Annotated in this window: 15 protein-coding genes; 12 read left to right on the top strand and 3 right to left on the bottom strand. The window is 62.7% G+C overall.

Translation table 11 applies throughout. From position 1 onward, the window contains the following. Window positions 1–60 precede the first annotated feature (60 nt). From JTF07_RS06435 to JTF07_RS06410, 6 genes are all read left to right on the top strand, one after another. Complete coding sequence (locus tag JTF07_RS06435; protein ID WP_204233401.1) at window positions 61–1,305, top strand: type III PLP-dependent enzyme domain-containing protein; 1,245 nt, start codon at window positions 61–63, stop codon at window positions 1,303–1,305. 241 nt (window positions 1,306–1,546) lie between these two features. Beyond that, window positions 1,547–4,231, top strand: a complete 2,685-nt coding sequence (locus tag JTF07_RS06430; protein WP_204233400.1) for a helix-turn-helix transcriptional regulator — start codon at window positions 1,547–1,549, stop codon at window positions 4,229–4,231. A 214-nt stretch (window positions 4,232–4,445) separates the two neighbouring features. Further along, window positions 4,446–5,489, top strand: a complete 1,044-nt coding sequence (locus JTF07_RS06425; RefSeq protein ID WP_204233399.1) for a sugar transferase — start codon at window positions 4,446–4,448, stop codon at window positions 5,487–5,489. A 32-nt stretch (window positions 5,490–5,521) separates the two neighbouring features. Continuing rightward, the gene (locus tag JTF07_RS06420; RefSeq protein WP_204233398.1) at window positions 5,522–6,109 is read left to right on the top strand and encodes an arsenate reductase/protein-tyrosine-phosphatase family protein; all 588 of its coding nucleotides are present in this window, start codon (window positions 5,522–5,524) and stop codon (window positions 6,107–6,109) included. Beyond that, window positions 6,087–7,940: a tyrosine-protein kinase domain-containing protein gene (locus JTF07_RS06415; protein WP_204233397.1), complete on the top strand. Its 1,854-nt coding sequence runs from the start codon at window positions 6,087–6,089 to the stop codon at window positions 7,938–7,940. Before JTF07_RS06420 ends, JTF07_RS06415 begins: the two co-directional genes overlap by 23 nt. Beyond that, window positions 7,937–8,590 (top strand): arsenate reductase/protein-tyrosine-phosphatase family protein, encoded by a 654-nt coding sequence (locus JTF07_RS06410; RefSeq protein WP_204233396.1) that lies wholly within the window; start codon window positions 7,937–7,939, stop codon window positions 8,588–8,590. The genes JTF07_RS06415 and JTF07_RS06410 overlap by 4 nt, the downstream gene beginning before the upstream one ends. Window positions 8,591–8,651: 61 nt before the next feature. Here the strand turns inward: JTF07_RS06410 and JTF07_RS06405 are convergent, their stop codons facing one another. Further along, complete coding sequence (locus JTF07_RS06405) at window positions 8,652–9,893, bottom strand: lipopolysaccharide biosynthesis protein (protein WP_204233395.1); 1,242 nt, start codon at window positions 9,891–9,893, stop codon at window positions 8,652–8,654. Window positions 9,894–10,182: 289 nt separating this feature from the next. Here JTF07_RS06405 and JTF07_RS06400 point away from each other — a divergent pair, with 289 nt between their 5' ends. Both JTF07_RS06400 and JTF07_RS06395 read left to right on the top strand, forming a co-directional pair. Next, on the top strand, window positions 10,183–11,589 hold the full coding sequence (locus JTF07_RS06400) for a tyrosine-protein kinase domain-containing protein (RefSeq protein ID WP_204233394.1): 1,407 nt from the start codon (window positions 10,183–10,185) through the stop codon (window positions 11,587–11,589). Further along, window positions 11,586–12,680 (top strand): EpsG family protein, encoded by a 1,095-nt coding sequence (locus tag JTF07_RS06395; protein ID WP_204233393.1) that lies wholly within the window; start codon window positions 11,586–11,588, stop codon window positions 12,678–12,680. Before JTF07_RS06400 ends, JTF07_RS06395 begins: the two co-directional genes overlap by 4 nt. 65 nt (window positions 12,681–12,745) lie before the next feature. Here JTF07_RS06395 and JTF07_RS06390 read toward each other — a convergent pair whose 3' ends face one another. Both JTF07_RS06390 and JTF07_RS06385 read right to left on the bottom strand, forming a co-directional pair. Beyond that, window positions 12,746–13,789: a glycosyltransferase family 2 protein gene (locus JTF07_RS06390; protein ID WP_204233392.1), complete on the bottom strand. Its 1,044-nt coding sequence runs from the start codon at window positions 13,787–13,789 to the stop codon at window positions 12,746–12,748. After that, a complete protein-coding gene (locus JTF07_RS06385; RefSeq protein WP_204233391.1) occupies window positions 13,779–14,849 on the bottom strand; it encodes a glycosyltransferase in 1,071 nt (356 codons plus the stop codon). Before JTF07_RS06385 ends, JTF07_RS06390 begins: the two co-directional genes overlap by 11 nt. Before the next feature lie 323 nt (window positions 14,850–15,172). Between JTF07_RS06385 and JTF07_RS06380 the strand changes: the two genes are divergently transcribed. From JTF07_RS06380 to JTF07_RS06365, 4 genes are read left to right on the top strand one after another with little or no spacing between them, the layout of a single operon-like run. Beyond that, the gene (locus tag JTF07_RS06380) at window positions 15,173–17,080 is read left to right on the top strand and encodes an SDR family NAD(P)-dependent oxidoreductase (RefSeq protein ID WP_204233624.1); all 1,908 of its coding nucleotides are present in this window, start codon (window positions 15,173–15,175) and stop codon (window positions 17,078–17,080) included. Further along, window positions 17,077–18,210: an aminotransferase class I/II-fold pyridoxal phosphate-dependent enzyme gene (locus tag JTF07_RS06375; RefSeq protein ID WP_252199344.1), complete on the top strand. Its 1,134-nt coding sequence runs from the start codon at window positions 17,077–17,079 to the stop codon at window positions 18,208–18,210. The genes JTF07_RS06380 and JTF07_RS06375 overlap by 4 nt, the downstream gene beginning before the upstream one ends. Then, window positions 18,207–19,217: an LCP family protein gene (locus tag JTF07_RS06370; RefSeq protein ID WP_204233390.1), complete on the top strand. Its 1,011-nt coding sequence runs from the start codon at window positions 18,207–18,209 to the stop codon at window positions 19,215–19,217. Before JTF07_RS06375 ends, JTF07_RS06370 begins: the two co-directional genes overlap by 4 nt. Further along, complete coding sequence (locus JTF07_RS06365; RefSeq protein WP_204233389.1) at window positions 19,214–21,472, top strand: LuxR C-terminal-related transcriptional regulator; 2,259 nt, start codon at window positions 19,214–19,216, stop codon at window positions 21,470–21,472. Before JTF07_RS06370 ends, JTF07_RS06365 begins: the two co-directional genes overlap by 4 nt. Window positions 21,473–21,482: the final 10 nt, after the last annotated feature.

The raw sequence follows: 21,482 nt of genomic DNA, 5'->3' as shown, positions 1-21,482 counted from the left end.
GCGCGGTGGTGCAGCAGCGACATCAACGGCATCGTCCGAACTCGCACAGGAAAGGCAGCTATGACCTCCACAGAACATCCACGGATCACCGGGCCGCCGACACCGGCCTTCGTCATCGATGAATCGGCGCTCAATCTTCTGGTCGATCGATTTCAGAGCGCGTTGGCGAAGCATTGGCCCCATTCCGTCATGTCGTATTCCGTGAAGACGAACCCGTTGCCTTGGCTGCTGACCTATATGAGACGACGCGGAGTCTGGGCCGAAGTCGTCTCCGACTCCGAATACAGACTCGTGGGCGCAATCGGCTACGAGCCGGAGCAGATCGTGTACAACGGCCCGGTCAAGAGCCGCGAAGTTCTCCGGACGGCACTGCGCAATGGTTCACTCACCAACCTCGACTCCAACCGAGAGGTCAGATGGGCGGCGGAGCTGGCCGAGGAGGACTCCCGCTTGGACGTACGCGTCGGGCTCAGAGTCAATTGGGACCTCGAAGCGCTGTGCCCGGGCGAAAGCACGCTGATCGGAGAGGCGAGTCGGTTCGGTTTCGACTGCGACAATGGCGATCTCGAAGCAGCGATCGCGAAACTGTCGGCAGCCGGTGCGAGCGTCGTCGGGCTCCACATGCATCGGAATTCCCAAACGAAGAGCCTGCAGGTGTATCGAGCGGCCGCCGGAGTTGCCGCCGAGATCATTGAGAAACTTGATCTCGACCTGGACTGGATCGATATCGGCGGCGGCTTCTTCGGAAGTCTCAACGACACCACGGGGTTCGATGACTACATCTCCTGCATCCGTGCTGAACTCGAAGCGGTCGTCGACCTCAACCGCACTCGGCTGGTCATCGAACCAGGGGGATCTGTGATCGCCAACCCGGTGGAGTTTCATGCGCAAGTCCTTGATACCAAGGACATCGGGCGACAGCGCTTCGTCATCACCGACACCAGCAGGACCGACATCGATCCGCTCTTCCGCAAGAAACCCGCCTACGACATCGACACCGAGGCAGCTCTGGGAACGAGCCATCCCGAGCAGGTGATCGCCGGATTCACCTGCATGGAGGACGATCGCCTGATGGTGTTGAAGGACTCTCCGAAACTCGTCGAGGGAGACCGTATCGTCTTCAGACGAGTTGGTGCCTACACGATGTCGTACGGCTCCTCGTTCATTGAGTTTCCCCCGGCAGTCTATGTACTCCACGAGAATCACCTGACGCTGGTGCGACGCGCAGGTGACGTCGAGGACTACCTTCAGAGCAATATATGGACAGACGGGCAACTGCCGCCCACGGCCGTTCAATCCGAATAGGCCAAGGCAACGCAATTATGCTCTCAGGCGTTGCCGAACCTGCGATCACCGCCGTTCAATTCGTCTGAGTAGCGGAACCAGTGCTGTCTCCATCGTGACTGAGTACTGACCGGAAAATGTCCGGGCATGACCACCTGTCTGTGAGCTCTCGGCGAGGGAATCATGAGGGCATGGACAACAACATGCCGCTGCGTGCGCAGATGAGGAATGACGATGGTTCAGGGACTGGGTGGAACACATCATGCATACTCTGATTCGCCGTCGCGAGCTTGATCAGCTGCGCAACCTGCTCGTTCGTCACAGCGCGGCCGCAATCATCAGCCCACCTGGCCTGGGCGGCGACGAGATGCTCATGGCGTTGGAAGCTGATTCGACCGTCCCGATCATCCGAGTTCCCAACGGCCAGACGGAATTCTCTCGGTCCTATGCGGGCTTGGAGATCCTTCTCGCCTCGCTGCGCACCCTCAATCTCGGGGGCTTCGAATCCACGGAGCTCGCGAGTCGGCTGAAGGCAGAGAACTCCGACAGCCCGGAATCCGTTCGGGAGATTGCCGACGAGGTCACCCGGCTGATCGGCAGCATGGAATCGGAACAGGGTGTTCTGGTCATCGTGCCGGCAGCGGATGAGATGGATCGGCCCTCGCAGCTCGTCCTCAGTCACATGCTGCGACGCATGGCAGGGCACAGGCTCACAATCGCAGTCACAACCGGTGCGCTGTCTCCGACCAGTCCGCTGGCCGGAGTCCCCAGCGTGGAGCTGCGACACCTGGACGAGATCCGAATGCGCGAGCTGGCGGAAGAGCTGACATCCGGACGCGTTGCCGCCGCAGTCGTCGCTGTGGCAGTGCGGACCGCCTCGGGTCGGCCGTCTGCTCTGCGTCAGCTGCTCGAACGGCTTCCTTCGAACCAGATGGAGGGATCGCAGGCACTGGACTTGCCCTTGCACATGGAGCCGAACGCTGACGCGATGATCTCGGGTGCGAAGAACCGACTCGGCGAAGAGGCCGATGCGCTGCTCGACCTCATATCCTTGGCTCCGCTGTCTCCGCGGCCCGCAGTTCTCGGAGCGTCGCGGGAAGCACAGGAGTGGTTCTCGGAACTCGAATTCCGGGGCACCGTCGAAAAAGACGGTGCGTACTGCCGCTTCTCTGAGGAGCTGGCTCGTGCCTGCAGACATCGGACGTTGAGCGTCGACGAGCGGGTGGCAGGGCACTCGCTGCTCGCGCAGAGGTGCGAGGAGGGCTATCCCGAACTTCACCATTGGCATCGGTCCTTCATCGACGCCACGGGTGAGACCCCCCGTCAGCTGCTCGCCGATGCCTGCGCACTGGTTTCGGACGGACGGGACTGGGCCGGAATCGAGTTCGCCGAACGAGCCCTCGCCCTCAGTATGGAGCTCGGACCGGTGTCGACGCAGCTGAATGATCTCGCAGCGCGACTGATCGACCGAGGACAGATCGATTTCGCACTGCGCTACCTCACCTACGCCACTCGAAGCACAGACGTCAGTGTCCTCGTTCGAGCTCGCACGCTGCGTGTGTGGGCCGAATTCCTTGTTCACCAGTCGGTCCCGCTGCGTCTGCGCAACCAGTGGAGTCGCAGCGAAGTCGCTGCGGCTCCCGCCCAGGTGGCCCACCTGCAGTTGGTCATCGCCTTGTGCCATGCGCTGAGGAGAGAAACGGCCGAGGCGCAGGAGCTGTTGGACAATGCAAGCAGCCTGAGTGCCCACTTCGACGATCGATCGCTGCGTTTACACCGTTCTTTGGACGTTCTGCTCGAATGTGGACGAGGCCACAACGCCCGTGCCGTGGAGGACTTTCAGGGCCTCGACACTACCGAAGTCTGGGACCCGGTCTGTCTGCTTCTGCTGTCCATGGGTCTGATGGCGGCTGAGAACTACGGCTCGGCTCTCGCAACGTTGGACTGTCTGGACGCGCGCGGAACACGGGAGACTATCTGGGACACACAATCGAAGTGTGTGCGTGCCGAGATCGCAATTCGCCGAGGCGAAATCGGTCTGGCCATCGCGCTCATCGACAGGTGTGCCTCTCAGGCCACCACCGGTGGAATGATCCGGCGGGATCGTCAGCTGCTGCTGCGGTGCTGGAGTCTTCTAGCGCAAGGACGCGCCAGTGATGCGGAGCCGGTAGAAGCTGCGCTGACGGCGCATGCTATGGCCTCCCAGAACCTCAGTCTGCTGGCTGAACTCAATGCGATGCAGGGCAACTACCTGCTGCGCATGGGACTTGCCGCCGAGGCGGTACGCCATCTGCATCGCTGCGAAGAGCTGGCTCTGAGCGAGCTCAACCCCAATGTCATTCGCTATGAACCTGATCTCATCGAGGCGCTGATCGCGACAGGGCGCCGTGAGCACGCGGGAATGCTGGTTCGAGTCTTCCACGGCAGAGTCGAGAGGGCACCGTCGCGCTGGGCGGAACTGGCGCTTGAGCGGTCACGTATTCTCCTGCTTCCAGAAAACGCGGGGATCGAAGCCATGGGCAGGCTGCTCGGCTCGTGGCGTTCTGGGGACTCCCAGTTCGACAAGGGAGTGACGCTCCTGGTGATGGCTGAACGGCTTGCCGATTCTGGTGCTCATGCAGGTGCCGCAGAGCGAGCCAGCCTGGCGGTGGGGATCTTTCGCGAAGTCGGTTCGGACCACCTGGCCACCGTCGCCCGACCCGAATGTACAGCGGCTCGTGAGGAGCCGGCGCGAAACAGTCTGTTGGAACGTTTGAGCGCTGATGAGCGAGCAGTCGTCGAGCTGGTGTGGGAAGGACTGAAGAATCGGGAGATCGCCCTGCGGATATTCGTCTCGCTGCGCACTGTGGAACTTCGGCTGACCTCTGTGTACCGCAAGTTGGAGGTCACGTCGCGGACCGGACTCATCGCCCGGCTGGCGAATGGTGCCGGCCTCCCGGTGGCCTGAGCGCGAAGACGACCGCAGGAACTCAACGGTGTCCCGCAAGACTGCAGCAAGACGAGTGGCGGAGCCCTCGTGCATGCCTAGCCTGAGAACCAGAAGACAGTGAGGAGTGCGTTGCCATGGTGACAACCGAAACGAGCTTCAGCTTTGAGCCATTCCGCCAGGGTCCCGGCCCAGCTCCAGTCGGGGCCGTCCCACTGGCCCGGGGAGCAGTGAGATGAACGGATATCACATCGTCAAGAGGGTGCTTGATGTTCTCGGCGCTCTGGTCGCTCTGATCGTGCTCTCGCCGGTTCTCATCGTCGTCTGCGTCCTGATACTTCTCTTTCTCGGTGCGCCGATCTTCTTCCATCAGGAGAGAGTGACAAAAGGCGAAAGGGTCTTCCAGCTGTGGAAGTTCCGCAGTATGCTCAACCCTGATCCGGAGCGGGGCCTCGTGTCCGATGGTCAGAGGATGACACGCTTCGGTCGATTGCTGCGGTCGAGCAGCCTGGATGAGTTGCCGAGTCTGTGGAACGTGCTGTGCGGAGACATGAGCCTGATCGGCCCGCGGCCATTGCCTACCCGCTATCTGCCCCACTACTCGGACCAACAGCGTCGTCGGCACCACGTACGTGGAGGGCTGAGTGGAATGGCGCAGATCAGCGGACGCAATCGTGTGCGCTGGGACGACCGATTCGATCTTGACGTCGAATACGTGGATACGGTGAGTTTCGGCCTCGATCTGCGCATACTCATGCGCACAATCAGTATCGTGCTGCGTGCGGATGGAATCAGTCAGGACGGCGAGGTGACAGCGGAGAACTTCGGCGGCACATTGAAATCCGACCTGGTGGTGTTTGATCAGCGAAGTCGGACAGAGACCATCACGACATGGTCAGTGAGCAGCTCTGACGGCCACGAGATCGGATGCTGCGAAATTTCGGCCATCAGCGAGCGAGCTCTTCTGATCCGATTCGATGACTGCGCGGAAGAGGATCTCGACATCGAGATTCGACGAGAGGTCGTCAGACTGCTGACGAACCGTACGCGGGCGACCGAGGTCGATTTCGCCGTCTGCGCGGTGCGCGCCGACAGCGTGGACCGTTCGGTGCTGACCGAAGCCGGGTTCACAGAGATCGCCGACCCGGAGGAACAGGCGAAATTCGGACACTTTGCTTCAGCAGACCGGATTCTTGCCGTCTGCAGGCTGTGGCCGGATGAGGCGGGTCGAGGCGAATCGGCAATGCAGAGGCTGCCGAAGGCGGACGCAAGCCAATGACGAACGCAGCTGTGAACGGAGACTGGGCAGTGATGCCCACAGTATTTCGGATACTCGTCGTGGGTCTGAGCAATATCTGCCGTTCCCCTCTGGCAGCACGGATGCTGCAGCACGAGCTCGACATCGAGGCGCCCGGTGAGTTCACTGTGCGCAGCGCGGGAACCCAGGTCACGTCTGGTCGTCCAGCTGCGGTGGAAGTCTTGAGATTGGCATCGCGCCGGGGGATTCGTCTGCATGGATTCGTCGTCAGCCAGCTTGACGAGGCGATGATCTCCGAAGCCGATCTCATCCTGGTCATGGACAGAGCGCTCAGACGCCAGGTCGTGAAGGTGAGTCCGCGGGCGCTGCGGACCACGTTCACCCTGCGCGAGTTCGCACGTATCCTTCCTACCGTGCGTCCCGAGCAGCTGGCAACGCCGACAGGGAGGTGGCAGTCCCTCGTCGCTCTTGCGCCCCGATATCGAATTCCTCCGCCAGGGGACGCAGACGATGATGATGTCATCGATCCGCACAATCGCCCGGCGCGGGCATACGAGCGGATGAACACCCAGATCGTCTCCGCGATCGATGTGATTCGCGAATGGGAAGTGCGGGGATGTGCCCCCGACAGCAGGCAATGAGGGCGGGGTTCTGGCCGCAGTCCACCGGGGCGAGTCTGTGGGAGACGAACGCCTCCGCAGGGTCGTTGCGGGACGCCGCAAGCTCGGTGACGAGACCGACCCTTCTGCCGTCGCCGACGCTACAGTTGGGGCCAAATATCACCGCAGCAGTGCCCCTTCAGACCGGATTGGACCCGAGATGAGCATCATCGATTTTCTGCGGATTGTGCGGAAGAACATCGTCCTGCTGATCGTGATGATTGCAGCAGGCGGTCTTGGCGGTGTCGGTGTCTACCTTCTGCTCCCCGATGAGTACACCTCGCGGACCGAACTGTTTGTGTCCACGGTAGAGGCGTCGAACCCGGACCAGAAGCAGATCGCGTCTGCATTCGTCCAAGAACGGCTGCGAACCTATGTTGATCTCGCCGACTCCCGGCTAGTGCTTGAGCCTGTGATCCGCGATCTGGATCTGACGATCAGTCCCGAGAAGTTAGCTGAGTACGTGTCGGCCTCATCCGACCACGGGACCGTGCTGCTCACAGTCAGCGCGACAGCCACGACACCGGGAGGAGCCGCCCGAGTGTCGGAGGCGGTGGCAGACAGCCTCACCACGGCGATCACCGATCTCGAATCCCGTCATGGCAAAGCACAATCGGGTATCCGGTTGGCTGTGGCCAACGATGCGAGCGTCCCCTCGACGGGGAGCGGACCGGCACAGTGGCTCTGCGCAGTAATCGGAATCCTCCTGGGAGCAGCAATCGGCATCGCAATTGCACTGTTCCGCTCCGCAGTGGACTCCAAGATCCGCGATATCACAGGTGTTCGCGAGGTGACCGCCGCGCCGATCCTCGCCTCGGTGCCAGTGCGCACCGAGTCTTCAGCGCATCCGGAGCCGACAGCCATCCATCAGGACTCTCCCTATGCCGAGGCAATTCGTCGCCTGCGAGCCAACTTGCGATTCGCTCGAGTCGAAGACTCGAACAACGTCATCGAGGTCACCTCATCGGTGCCCTCCGAAGGGAAGACATCAATCAGCGTGAATCTGGCGATCTCGCTGGCACAGTCCGGGCAGAGAGTGGTTCTTGTTGATGTCGACCTGCGCCAGCCCGCCGTTGCCGACAGGCTCGGTCTCGAGAACTCGGCAGGGCTGACGACCGCACTGCTGGGAACCGCAGATGTTCACGATCTGCTGCAGCCGTGGGGACAAGACGAGCTGTACGTGCTGACCGCCGGCGACAGGGTGTCCAATCCGGTGGAACTCATTGACTCGAGGTCGATGTCCAAACTGATGATGGTCCTGCGCAATGATTTCGACACTGTCATCCTCGACTGCCCTCCTGTGCTTCCTGTTGCAGACGGTCTTCTGTTGGCCAAGATAGCCGGTCGGATCATCCACGTCATCGCGGTGAATGAGACATCACGCAACGAGCTGGAGGAAGCACTGAACGATCTGTCCGTGGTCGAGACTCCGCTCAGCCTCGTCGTCAACAAGGTCCCGCTGGGACATGCCGACCTGACCGGATATGCGAAGACCTATTCGGCGCGCCAGTCGTCTGCCGATCTGCCACCCACGTCCGGTCACGTCAGAACAGGCAGTGGAGAAGAGCCAGCCCTCGCCAAAGGCATGGAGCCGATCGGATGGCTGCCGGGAGAGCTCAGCGCCGAGCAGTCCACGCGCACACCTCGAGTCTGGCCCGGAAGCCGGACTCGGCGAAGAGCACTGCGCACCGGGGGATCCGGACGCCTCACCGCTCGTTCCGATCGACCGACTGGCGAATTGGATCAGTCGGCTGCAGGAACAGCCGATGCCACCACGACAACCGGGGCCGGAGAGCGGACTGCGGAGCAGTGACGATCAGGAGTGACCCAGCGCCCGACCCACTGACAGGCCCGACCGTCCGGTCTGCCGAGGCCGGCCGTCGCGACCGTTTCAGAATCCTCGTCGTCTGCACCGGAAATCTCTTCCGTTCGCCGCTGGCCGCTGGACTGCTCCAACAGGGGCTCGACGAAGTCGCCCCCGGTCGGTTCGCCCTCGACAGCGCGGGCACCGAGGGAGCGGCGGGGGGCGAGGTGACCGACGATGTGCAGTCTCTGGCGGCAGACTGGGGATTCGACCTCAGCGAATTTCGCGCCAAACGTCTGCAGCCTGTTCATGTCACGAACGCAGATCTGGTGATCGCAATGGATCGGTGGCACCGGAGCCAAGTGGTGACTCTTGAGCCGCGCGCGCTCAGACGAACCTTCACACTGCGGGAGTTCGCCCGCATCATTCGGTCCCTCTCGACGAGCGAAGATCTGACGACTCGGCAGCGCTGGGAGAACCTGGTCGCTCTGGCACAGCGTTCCCGCATGCCGGCTCCCGGTGGACCGGACTTCGACGATGTGGTCGATCCGCACGATGATTGGGACCTACTCAGCCCAGTGATGAACGACCAGATGCTCCCGGGCGTGTACGAGATGGTCGACTGGGAGTACCGGAACAGCAGCCTCGGCGAAGCCTGAAGCGGTGCCCGTTCTCTTCGGCACTGACCGTCTTGGACTCAATCACACCGTCTGGACTCAATCACAGGGTAACCGGCGATGACTCAGGGCGGGGCCGGGAACTGTAGAACTCGCCCAGCAGCCGTGTCAGCGAGCCGACGAACACCGCGAGGCAACCTGACTCCACGGCCGACATTCCGGCCACGCCGGCGATCCCACCGCTTGCGAGGACAGCGCCGATCGCAGCTGCGCCGACGAAGAAGGTTGCCCAATAGCGGTTGAGGACAAGCAGGTTCGCCGATGCCAGATAGGTCGGCAAGGTGCAGAGCGCCGCCAGGGAGAGGAAGAGCACGGCTTCGCGGGAGAGGACGAAGTCGGCACCGTAGATGGTCGACAGCAGCCACGGTCCGATGAGCAGTGCGAGCACGACAAAGGGGACAAGGCTGGTCAGAGCGATCGCGCACAGCCGCTTCACTCGCCGTCGCAGCACAATAGGTCCGTCGGCGTCGTGGATGGTGCGAAAGGCAGGGAGGACGACCGTCTCGATCGACGCACCCACCAGATTGGCGAAGACGACGAGGTAGGCGGCCGAAGCGTAGCGTCCGACGTCGCTGGGTGATCCGAACCAGGCGACCACGGCAAGCGGCACATACGACAGGAGCGAATAGACACCCTGCATCAGGGACATCGGGACCCCTGCCGAAATGAGTGCACGGATCTCCTCGCGTACCGAGGTCCGTGAATCTATCGTTTCGGGCGTTTCGGGTGGTTTTGCCGAGGCCACCCAGATGGTGACGACCGTGCCTGCGGCAGACACCACGGCTGCCGACCACAGTGCGGTGATGACTGAACCGGTCGTGAGGATCACCGCGGTGACTGTGATTGCGCTGACCGTGGCCACGCCGAGGAGGATGAGCCCGAAGGCGAAGAGCCGCTCGGTCTTCTGCAGCCGGGCATAGAACAGATCACCGATCGAATCGCTGACCTTGATCATCAGCAGCGGAAAAGCGAGAGCAGAATGGATCTGAGCGGGCCCGTAGATGACCAGCCCGGTGATGATGAGGACGGACAGGCCGGCGGTGGACAGGCGGCACCCGAGATAGATGCGCCAGCGCACAGTCTGCTGCAGGGTGACGAAGAGGTTGCGCAGACCAAGCTGCGTGGCGATGAATACCGGTGTCATCATTGCGATCAGCGTGGAGTAGTGGCCGACGGCGATCGGTCCGCTCTGCTGAGCGAACAGCCACACCAGATACCACTGGGCGCCGGCAACCGCGACATTGCCCACAGTGACCAACGCAAAAGAGGATCGGGAGCTGTGCACCGGGGTTCCTCCTCGACTGTGGGCGCGACCTCAGGATGATGAGGGCCGGACTCCAGTATCGTCCCCGCCGACGGTTCATTGTCCGGCTTCGCTGCCGGATTGCGGATGCGCCACTGACATGTGCGGTAGTCCGTGCATCCATCGCGGTGCACCGTAGTCAGTGGCGGGAAGGGGTCCTTTCCGAAGCAAGTCTCACTAGGCTGAGAGCGCGAGTACGAGTCCCGGACATCGAGCTGAGCTGCGATGTCGTCTCATGCCGGCTCTCCGGCCCGACTGAAGCTGATCTCTGATGAAACTCCAGCAATCTCTCCACCTCCTCCGCCGGCATACCGTGCTGCTCATCCTCACCGTCCTCGTCGGCGGGGTGGGCGGATTCGGGGTATCGACCCTGCTCCCGCCGACGTATACAGCGCGCACCGAGCTGTTCGTGTCGGTACCCACCTCAGGCGATCCCTATGAGATGCGCATGGCTTCGGATTTCATCAAGGAACGCATCCAGACCTATGTGGGCATGGTCAGCAGCGAATCCGTCCTCGAACCAGTGGTCTCAGATTTGGGACTCGACACCACTGCGGAAGCGCTGTCTGGACAGGTCGAAGCATTCAGTGACCCCGAGACGGTGCTCATCACCGTACAGGCTCAGGCCGAGGACGCGGACGGCGCGGCTCGTCTTTCGACTGCAGTGGCTCGCAGTCTGACGGAGAGGATCGAAATGCTCGAGAACCCGGGAAAGACCGATACAGCATCCATTGACCTCATCGAGGCGAATGCGGCGGTGGTGCCGGAAGCTTCAGACGGCTTGCCGAACTGGGTCTTCGCGCCCATCGGTGCACTCCTCGGTCTGGCGGCAGGCATCGCCATTGCGATTGTGCGTGGAACCTTCGACAACGTAATCCGGACGAAGGACGACCTGGCTGCCATCACCTCGGCGCCATTGATGGCAGCGGTCCCGGAAGACCGCGCCATCGTTCACGAGTCAGCCAAGGGCGGACCCGCGATCTCAGGAGTTCGCGGCGAGTCGATTCTTCGTCTGCGAACCAATCTCCGCTTCGCCCACGTCGACGAGGAGAGCACCGTCCTCCTCGTGACCTCGGCCCAGGCGGGGGAGGGCAAAACCACGCTCAGCCTCGATCTGGCCATCGCGAGCGCCCGCGCGGGGCAGCGTGTCGTCCTCGTCGATGCCGACCTGCGACGACCGAGTGTCGCCTCACGTCTGGGATTGGAGAATGCGGCCGGCCTCACGACCGCCTTGGTCGGAGGCCTCGACTTGAATGAGCTGCTGCAGACCTGGGGCGATCATGACCTCGGTGTGCTCACGGCCGGAGAGATTCCGCCCAATCCCGCGGAGCTGCTCGAGACCCGTGCAATGGCCGAACTGGTGTCCGCACTGGCAGGCAGGTTCGACCTCGTCATTCTCGACGGCCCACCATTGCTGCCTGTGGCAGACGGACTCGTCCTCTCCCGACTGGCCAGCAGGACCCTCCTTGTCGCGGGCGCCGGACTGGTGAAGTCCCGAGCCGTCGCAGAATCCGTCAGGGCTCTGGATGAACTGGGCGCTCCGATCGGTCTCGTGCTCAACAGGTCCGAATTGTCAGCGGCGGAGGCCGATCGAAACCGAACCTACGGAATTCAGTCCGAGCCCCCGAGTGCTTCTCTGCCGCTGATCGTCAACGACGGCGGCACGAAGCGATCATGATCGCCATCTGGTTCGGGGTGACGACTGTCTGGGTTCTCATGCTCGTTCTGAGCTGGAGAGTCCCACAGCTGCGGCATTGGAGCAATGCTCTGCTTCCGCTGATTTCGCTGATCCTGATCAACACCATCGTCGCAGCCCTGGGGAACTACGACATCTCCGACAAGGCGATCTATTCGACGGAATTCCAGATCCTCAGCTTCGCGCCCACCGGCGAGGTCTTCTACACCTACGACAGCGAGGGGCGCGAACCTGCCTTCCTCCTGCTGGGCTGGTTCATCGGTCTCTTCACCCATGACCCGCAGGTCTACTTCTTCGTCATCGCCCTGCTCGGCTCGATCGTGCTCGCCCTCGCCCTGCTCTGGCTGCTGCGGTCGGTATGGCAGATGACCGTCGTCTACTACATCACCTTCTGCTTCGGCTTCTTCACCGGGTATTCGAGCTATCTTCTGCGTCAGGGACTGTCTCTGCTGTTCATTCTGCTCGCTCTGGTCTCGATCTGCCGGCAGGCCCGCCTGTGGCAGACGCTCGTGTGGTTGGCCGTTGCGTCTCTCTTCCACTGGTCGGCGATCCCTGCGGCGCTGCTTCTCCTCGGCATCCGCTTTCTTCCGAAGTCCTCCACCAACTTCCTCGTGGGAGTATGGGCGGTGTTCTCTCTTCTGTTCCTCACGGGACTCAACGCGACCTTGTTGGCGCCGTTCGCTTCCGGGTCGGAGGCACTCGAAACCTACACCGATCCTGAGAACGCCGATCTGTACACCGGCGGGACGAACAGGCCGGACTTCTGGATTCTCGGCCTCTGCGTCCTGGTGATGGGCTATATCGTGCTGAGGACGATCGATGGTCTGCCTGCCTGGTACCGACCGCTGTTCCATGCCTTCGTCATCCTCAATACGTACTACCTGGCATTGGGGTTCGTCTACTACAGCGACAGGGTCGCGGCCTATTCCTGGTCGATCGTGCCGCTGATCGTGACGGTCCCGGTGCTCTGTCTGAAGGGGTGGAGACAGGGACTGGGAAGTGTCGGGCTCATGGTCGCCTTCCTCGGCTGGAGTCAGTACATCGGCGCGATGGACAAGCTGCTCAACACCTGATGGCGGGCAGGCTGCTCAGCCCCTGAGACCTGCGTCGGTGCGGGGCATCGCCGGCATGTGTCCCTTCAGCGAATGGCCCGCCGGTTCGCCGCGGCGAGGAACCCGGTGAGGAGGAACAGCACTCGATGATCGAGCACATTGTAGACGGTGCCGAACATCAGCTGAACGGGTCTCAGACCGCGACTGGCCACCCGTGTTGCCGCGCCCCGATAGGTCTTGGCCGCCGCCAGCTTCTCTCGCAGGGGGAGAGAACACTGCCGGTGGTGGAGGTCCCTGATCGAGGACACCGCATTCTTGGCTCGGATATATCCGGCCGCGGCGAACAGCTCGGGCGAGCTCAGGTCCGAGGCGAATTGCTGCAGAGAGTCGTTGACGAGCATCAGCTCATCGTGTTTTCCAGGGACGAACCGTGTGGTCACCGAGGCGAAATTGTCTCGCCGGTAGTAGTAGCCCAGCAGGGGAAGATGGCTCCCGATTGCAGGTGCACGGGCGAAGGAGAGATTGAACAGCAGATCTTCGCCGAGGTGGATCCCGCCAGGGAATCGCGCCCCTGACCGGGCCACAGCTGCACGACGATAAGCCTTGTTCCACACCGTATTGAACGATTCGTCGATGATCTTCGGGACCAGATAGGACGGATCGAGAACCCGCCTCGGCTGCGTCAGGCGAGTTTCGCCGGCGATGCACCTGTGCCGCGCGAGGAGCGCAGCGTCGTCGGCATCAGCGATGTCGGCGGAGTTGCTGCTGGTCTCGAAGGTGACCACGTCGAGGGCGGAATCCGAGCAGTCGGCTATCGCTTCGAGCAGACAAGGGCTGAGGAGCTGGTCGTCGGCGTCGACGAACATGATCCATTCGCCCCGCGCCTTCGCCAGCGCTGCATTGCGAGCCTCCGCGGCCCCGGCATGATCGGTCTGAAGACGAATGATCCGCGGGTCCCGGGAGCTGAAATCCTCAAGGATCTTCGGAGTGCCGTCGGTAGAACCGTCGTCGACGACGATGAGCTCAAGATGTTCGTGGCACTGGGTGAGTACCGACCACAGGCAGTCCTGCAGGTACCTCTCGCCGTTGTGGACGGGGATGATGACGGATATCAGAGCATCATTCGACATGAGGTTCTCTCCGCCGATTCGACCTCGAGGAAACGGTGTGGATGAAACTGGGCAGGAACTGCCGGATCCCATCGGCGCCATGTGAGTAGTCGAGGAGGTCTCGGTCGAAGTCCAGTGGGCGGCGCAGTCGTCCCGATTCCCAGTCAGAGGCGATCAGGGTGGCCAGCTGCACTGCGTCGCCGTCGACGCTCAGTTGAGCCAGAGGAATGTCACGCACACCCTTGACGTCGAATGCATAGCTGCCTCGGCCGATCGCCAAGCTCTCCAACATGACTCGGGGCAGACCCTCCCACTGCGCGGTGTGCACCAGAGCGTGACTGTCCGTGAGCACAGCGGCCGCGTCACCCGGGCCATCCGCAGTGACGCATCCCGACAGTCCCCGGTCAGAGATCTCGGCCTGGATCTGTGCGCGAAAGACTCCCTCGCCGAGCATCTCGAGGTGGAAGTCGATTCCTCGCCGTTGCAGTTCGGCCGCTGTGTCCAGAGCCAGATGCGGACGTTTGCGAGGGGAGAACTCCCCGATCCAGCACAGTCGCAGAGGCCCGCCTGGTAGGTCTCGGACGGGGTATCGAGCCAGGTCGAGACCGACCCCGGCCGACAGATGCAGCCGACGGCGGCTCTCAATGCGGCCAGCGAACCATGCCTGGTCGTCCGAATTGAGCGAGATGACGCCTGCGGTGCGCGGCAGGAGCATGCGCTCGATGACCGGCCACACGCGGTCCCCGATCGAACGGAGATCGTTCCAGTGCAGCCCGTGACAGAAATAGACGACAGGTGCTCTCGTCCCGGCAAGTCTCACCAGCGCCGAGGCGGTTGCCGAGTTCGTGACGATGACATCGAGAGCCTCGCCCTCCGACCACTGCCGCAGGCCGGCCAGGGCTCGCAACGTCCTCGGGTCGGGACGACGGGAGAGCCCGGGGATCAGAGTCGCCTGGTCCGAGACCATCGGTGATCCGGCGGCGAAGCTGACGGCGTGCCCATACGATCGCCATGATTGTGCGATCTCGATGAAGAAGGAATCCAACATCCCACCGGTGCTGGCTAATATGCCGATCCTCACGCTGCTTCACCGTCCCTGATCTGTGCTCTCGCTGACGCTCTCAGAATAGGAGCACGCGGGACGTGAAACCGTCGAGATCACCGCGGTCTACGGTCATCCGCAGACTCCGTGCGGTCAACCGTCGAAGGCGGAATCTCGGGGCGGTCGAGTGTCTGAGGCGCGATCAGAGAGGGATTGATCCACGAGTTCCAGGTCATAGCGGGTGACTGAGTATCGGGAGCCAGTGATGACCTGATCATGACAGAGTAATGACACGCGGCTGTCCGGAGGTAACCCCCTATCGGCTGTGCGATGACTGGGCAATCCTGGGCCTCGTGAAAACAATGAATGATCTCCCAGCCCCCTTGCCATCCGCCGGTGACAGTCCTCGTCGCCGGCCCTACTCCAGTGCTCTCGGCCTGGCTTGTCTCGACGGGTCAGCACTGATCGTTTCGTGGTTCCTCGTTGTCTCCCTCTTCGGTCGGGTCTGGGGCGGCGAGTTTCTTCTCCTGCTGCCGACACTCGTCATCGGGCAGCTCGGTTTGGGCTACCTGCTCTCGCTATATCGGAACCGGTATCAGCTCGGCTCCGACCGCGAACTGCGCAATCAGGGCGTAGTCGCGGCCATCCTCTTCACGGGCACCGCCGTGATGGGAGCAGTGCCGGAATACCGGGAGGACATCCCCTGGCTGCTTCTGGCTCTGCTCTTCGCCCAAGGTCTCATGGTCTTCGTCAGGCAGCTCGTCCGAGTCCTCCAACAGCTGCGACTCGTGCCAGTGGCCGGCGAGCCGGTCATCATCGTCGGTGCCGGTGACCTCGGTGCTTCGCTGGTCTCGCAGATGATGGCAGATCCGCTCAGCCCCTACCGTCCCGTGGCCATCATCGACGATGACCCGACTAAGGCTCGGCAGCTCATCCACGGTGTTCCTGTCCGCGGCACCACATCTTCCGTCGCCGAGGTGGTTGCCGCTTCGCATGCCGCCGGAGTCATCGTCGGCATCGCCGATGCACCGGCGCAGGTGTTCGCTTCACTGGTCCAGCGCCTGGAACCGGAGACGACCTGGGTGCGGGCGGTGCCCTCGCCCTTGGACATGCTCTCATCGGACATCGGGCTCTCCGATATCCGCGACCTCGACGTCACAGACCTCATCGGCAGACCCGCCATCGAACCCGAGAGTGATCAGATCTCTCATCTCGTCGAGGGCCGTACCGTCCTTGTCACCGGTGCCGGCGGCTCTATCGGTTCTGAGCTGTGCAGGATCATCTCGAGGCACGGCCCGAGTCGACTGATCATGCTCGATCGCGATGAGTCTGAGCTGCACGCGCTGTGTATGAGTCTCGAAGGCCGAGCGCTGATGGATTCTCCTGATCTCGTCCTCGCCGATATCCGTGATCCGCAGGCCCTGGATCACGCCTTCGCCAAGCACAAGCCGGACATCGTCATCCATGCGGCTGCGCTCAAGCATCTTCCGATGCTCGAAAGCTATCCCGCTGAAGGGTGGAAGACCAATGTGCACGGTTCGTTGAATGTTCTGCGTGCGGCCCGGAAACACGGTGTCGGCCGATTCGTCAACATCTCCACGGATAAGGCAGCGAATCCCAGCAGCGAGTTGGGACGGTCGAAGTTCGTCGCAGAACGCTTCACCGCCTACTATGCGGCTGCAACGGGCCTTCCTTATGTGTCGGTGCGCTTCGGAAATGTCCTCGGCTCACGTGGCTCGGTGCTCATCTCCTTTGCCGATCAGATCCGTCGCGGCGGACCGCTGACCGTGACACATCCGGACGTCACACGGTTCTTCATGACCATTCCCGAAGCCTGCCTCCTGGTGCTGCGGGCCGCAGCGCTGGGCGGCAGCGGCCAGACACAGGTACTCGACATGGGCAAACCTGTCCGCATCGTCGATCTGGCGACACGAGTGATGGCACTGACGGGGCGGTCCTGTCCCATCGTCTACACCGGCCTGCGCGCGGGGGAGAAACTGCACGAAGAGCTGTTCTCTCCCGACGAAATCGAACGAACTTCGGCCAACGGGGTGTCGTGGACGGTAGAAGTCGCACCATTGGATCCGGCGGACGTTCCCACCCCAGGGGCCACTCTCGAGAACATCCGGGACTGCTATCTGGAGGTCGTGGACGGCGCGGTTGCCGCACTGACAGCCGTCGAGGTTCTCGCTGAGATGCCTGCCGTCGAAGTAACCGGGGTCAGTCAGACAACGGGCAAGCTCGACCTCGCCGGGACGAGCTGGTCATGATGGCGATGCGTATTCCCCTGTGCCTTCCATCAGTGGGGGCGAAGGAAGAAAGAGCGGTAGTCGCCGCCCTGCGATCCGGCTGGGTGGCTCCGGCCGGGCCTCAGCTCGATGAGTTCGAATCGCGTTTGGCCACCGTCACGGGCCGCACACATGCAGTGGCAGTGAGTTCTGGAACCGCGGCTCTGCACCTGGCGCTGCTGGCGCAGGGGATCGGTCGCGGAGACCGCGTGGCGGTGTCGACGCTCACCTTTGCCGCGACGGTCAATGCCCTCCACTACGTCGGCGCCGAACCGGTGTTCATCGACTGCGACGACGCAGGTCTGATGGAGGTCGAAGCGCTCGAGGCTGCCTGTGTCGATTCCCTCGCCACAAGGAGTCCGATCCGTGCTGTGATGCCCGTCGATCTCTATGGGCGCCCTGCGGACTACCTGCGAATCGGGCAGATCGCGGCAGCCTATGGCGCCGTCGTCATCTCCGATGCCGCGGAGTCTTTGGGTGCCAACCTCGGCGGGGCTCCGGCCGGATCGTTCGGTGAGGTTGCCGCACTGTCATTCAACGGCAATAAGATCATCACCACTTCCTCGGGCGGCGCAGTCCTCTGCTCTGATCCTGAAACTGCGGAACGGGTCCGCTACCTCTCGACCCAGGCGCGGCAGCCTGTGGTGCACTATGAGCACACCGAGGTGGGGTACAACTACCGATTGTCCAACCTTCTCGCGGCACTCGGTCTGGCCCAGCTCGAGAGGCTCGAGGAGATCTTGGCGATCAAACGCTCCCACTACCGGGCTTATGACGAATCATTGAATGGAGTCAGAGGGATGCGAGTCCTCGACGCCGCAGACGGCAACTGTTGGATGAGCGTGCTCATCGTCGGGGCCGAATCCGGCACCGATGCCTGGTCGGTGAGCGAATCCCTGCTGCGCCGCGGAGTCGAGACTCGCCCCGTTTTCAAGCCGATGCACCTGCAGCCCGTCCACAAAGGCTGCGACCGGCGTTACATCACAGGGCGCGCAGAGGAGCTGTTCCGGACGGGGCTTGCGCTGCCGTCCAGTACGGATCTTCCTGTGGAGGACCGGAGACTAGTGGTCGCGGAAATCGCGGCCCTCATCGATGAGGTGGTCGGAGTATGAAGAAGCAGAGGATCATCATTGTGGCGGGCCTCACTGTCGTCGCCCTCCTCCTCGTCGGCGCGGGTGCCGGCGTGTACACAGGGTATCTGGGCTTGTCATGGGACGCGGGGACTGCGAAGTCGGACAGTCCTGCTCTGGCGAAGCAGCTGGAGGCATCGAAGCAGCAGGACAAGAGCGCTGGGCCGGCGGCGACCGACATTCTCCTCCTCGGCACCAACGCTCCGGAACCTGCCCCGGACTCCACCGCCGCCACAGCCACGACTGACGCCACAGGATTCCCGACGGACATGATCATGGTCGTCCATATTCCCGCCGACCGCAGCGGGGTCCAGCTCGTCTCCATCCCGAATGACACCTGGGTGCCGGTACCCGGACACGGGCAGGGCACGGTCGAATCCTCTGCTGAGATCGGGGGTCTGCCGCTGGCCGTGCAGACGGTATCCGAGTTCCTTGCCATCACCGTCGACCATGTTGCGGTCATCGATCTCACTGGTCTCAGCGATCTGACCGAGCTCGTCGGAGGGGTGGAGGTCGAGTCGTCGACGGCGTTCGAATCCGGTGACCATGAGTTCAGGGTCGGTTCCAACACGCTTAACGGCGCAGCTGCGCTCGCCTTCATATCCGAACGCACAGCATTCCCGAACGGAGACCTGCAGCGAATCCACAATCAACAGGAATTCATCCGTGCAGTCGGTACTCAGCTGTTGTCTGCGGACTATGAGTTCGACCCGCTGAAGATGGCTGAACTGGTCCGAGTGCTCAGCCCGTCCCTCACCGTGGACTCCGGACTCAACGCCAGCACGCTGGTCAAACTGGTATCCCAGCTCGAGGGGATCAGCGAGGGCGATTTCGACTTCGTCACCGCTCCGACAGAAGTCCCGATCGTCCCTGACGACGATGGAGCGCGACTGACCGCCGACCACGGCGGCCTCGAGAAGTTGAAACAGGCGATCGCCGATGACACCGTCGCCGACTACGGCTTCGAAGCGGAAGACAGCCACCGATGATCGACCAGGCAGCGAAGAAGCTCACAGCTGTCCAGCTGCAGGCACAATTCAATCTCGATGAAGACGCGGCGCTGATCATCCACACCGCCAGCGGAGGCTGGGAGTCATTTGCCGGTGTCGCCGTGTCGGCAGCTCAGACCACCGGGCGGAGTCTGGACGAGCTGCTGGGGTCAGCCGGGCTGGCGGACTTCGTCGTCTCGCAGACAGATGACTTCTCGCTTCCGCTCTCGACGTCTGACCAGCATGCGCTCGAGGTGCTCTCCCTGCTCGACGGATTCGACGAAGGCGTCGCCCGGGTTGCATTCGAAGTGTCGGCCGAGGCCTGGACGGATCCTGCCTGGGCGGATGTACCGACCGTGCTGCTGCGCCTGCAGATGTCCGGCGCAGTGACGGCCGGATCGGAGGAGACTCACTGGTTCGTGCCCCTGCTGATCGCAGCGTGGGCCCGGAAGAGCCTGATCGAGGAGGCGATGGAAGGTATCTCTGCGACAGTCGAGAAGTCATTGGCGGAAGCGTTCACCGCGCAGCTCGAATTGGCCAGCTCTCCCGACTCTCTGCTGGTGGACAACGCCGTCGTGCTGGCGCGGAGGGTACGCGCCTGGGAACTGCTCGACCGCATCTTCCTCGCCTGCGGATATCCGCTCTTCTATCGCCACCATCGCTCCAGCGTGGCGGCATTCGCCCAACTGCCAGCGACGGCGCTGCGTGCCGTCCCGGAGCTGAGAGAGGTCACCGCAGTGGCCACTATGGTGCAGGAAGCGCTGCTCGATGCCGGATCAGAGGTTCCCTCGAGCCAGCTTGTTCGCGAGCACGTTGCTCGACTGACAGCACCGGGAGCGCTGCTTGGTGACCTGGAGGCAGAGGGCAATTCGGTCGGTCAGTTCGCGGCGCGAGTGCTGCTCGGAGATGCAGGGGCACCATCGCATTTCCACGCAGTGATGGGTGAGATGGCCCGCCTCGGCGCTGCAGGCGCGCATCATGCCGCGGCCGAGGCGGGCGCAGCTTGGGTCGCCGGCGGAGCGGCGCGACGTCCGCGCCGAATCGTTCGCCTGCATGCATCGATCCACAGCGTGCTCGCCTGTGCGCCGGGGCGCGCACTGGCTCTGCTGAGGTCGATCGAGGACGAGGTGAAGGAGGACAGCGTGGTCGGGGACTTCCTCTCTCCCGCTGTCACGGCTTGGACGGCCCTGGCCTCGTACCTCGCCGGTGACCATGAACGTGCCGACACGGAGATCGTCGAATTCGCTCGTCTCGACGCTCCACCGTACGTGCAGGAACAGACCTTCCGGCCCGCCGCTCTCATCGTCGAGGCCTATCGCAGCCTCGATAAGCTGGATCTGGGTGCGGCGGAGGAAACGGTGCGCCGGATGCGCGACTACGCGGAGATGGGCGACCTGTGGTTTCACATGCCGATCATCGAAAGGATGCTCTCGCAGCTGGTGGCGCGCTCACGGTCGACTCTGCTGCGGTCAGAGGAGTCCATCGACATGCACGCTCATGGAGTCTGCGCGACAGGCGGTGCATCCGAGATGCTCATGGCCTCGCGCATCGGTATGCTCATCAGCCTCGGCCAGCTGCATCGGGCCGAAATCCTGTTGGAGAAGCTGCCCGGCATCCTGGGGGTCAGCCAGGTGCTGTTTGCGCGAAGCGAGTTGGTGGCAGGACGCAATGAAGCTGCGATCCGCATTGCGGAGGCACAGTACTACGAGAACCACGTCGACACCCGTAACCGAGCCGAACTGACGGGGATCAAAGCTGCTGCGCTCCTGCGCATCGGAGATCGGGAAGCGGCGCATCTGTCGTTTGTGGAGCTGTTGGAGCTCTCCGCACTGGTGGGCACGGTGATGCCGATCGTGCAGGTGCCTTTGGACGTGAGGCAGGAGCTTATGCGGATGAGCGCCGAGGAGCCGATCTGGCAGAAGATCACTGAGGTTCTCGCCCCGTTGGCCCATTCAGTGAGCCGTCGCTCTTTCGACAGCGAATCCCTCGCCGTCTGCATGGACAAGCTCAGCAGCCTCGGTGAGGCTGTGGTCGGGCTGGTCGACTTCCCGATGCTCGGACGCAGAGAGATGACTCTGCTTGAAAAGCTCGACCGGGGGTCCAGCGTCGCCGAGATCGCCCACGACCTGCTGCTCGTGCAGGGGACGGTGAAGAACAACCTCTCCTCGCTCTACCGGAAGCTCGGAGTCAGTGGACGGGAAGCGGCAGTCACACGCGCTCGGGTGCTGGGCTACCTCGGCGACATAGGCGTCTGAGCACTGGAGA

The organism is Brevibacterium sp. RIT 803 (assembly GCF_016892625.1).
GTDB lineage: Bacteria > Actinomycetota > Actinomycetes > Actinomycetales > Brevibacteriaceae > Brevibacterium.
This window is presented reverse-complemented; position numbering and strand designations above follow the sequence as displayed.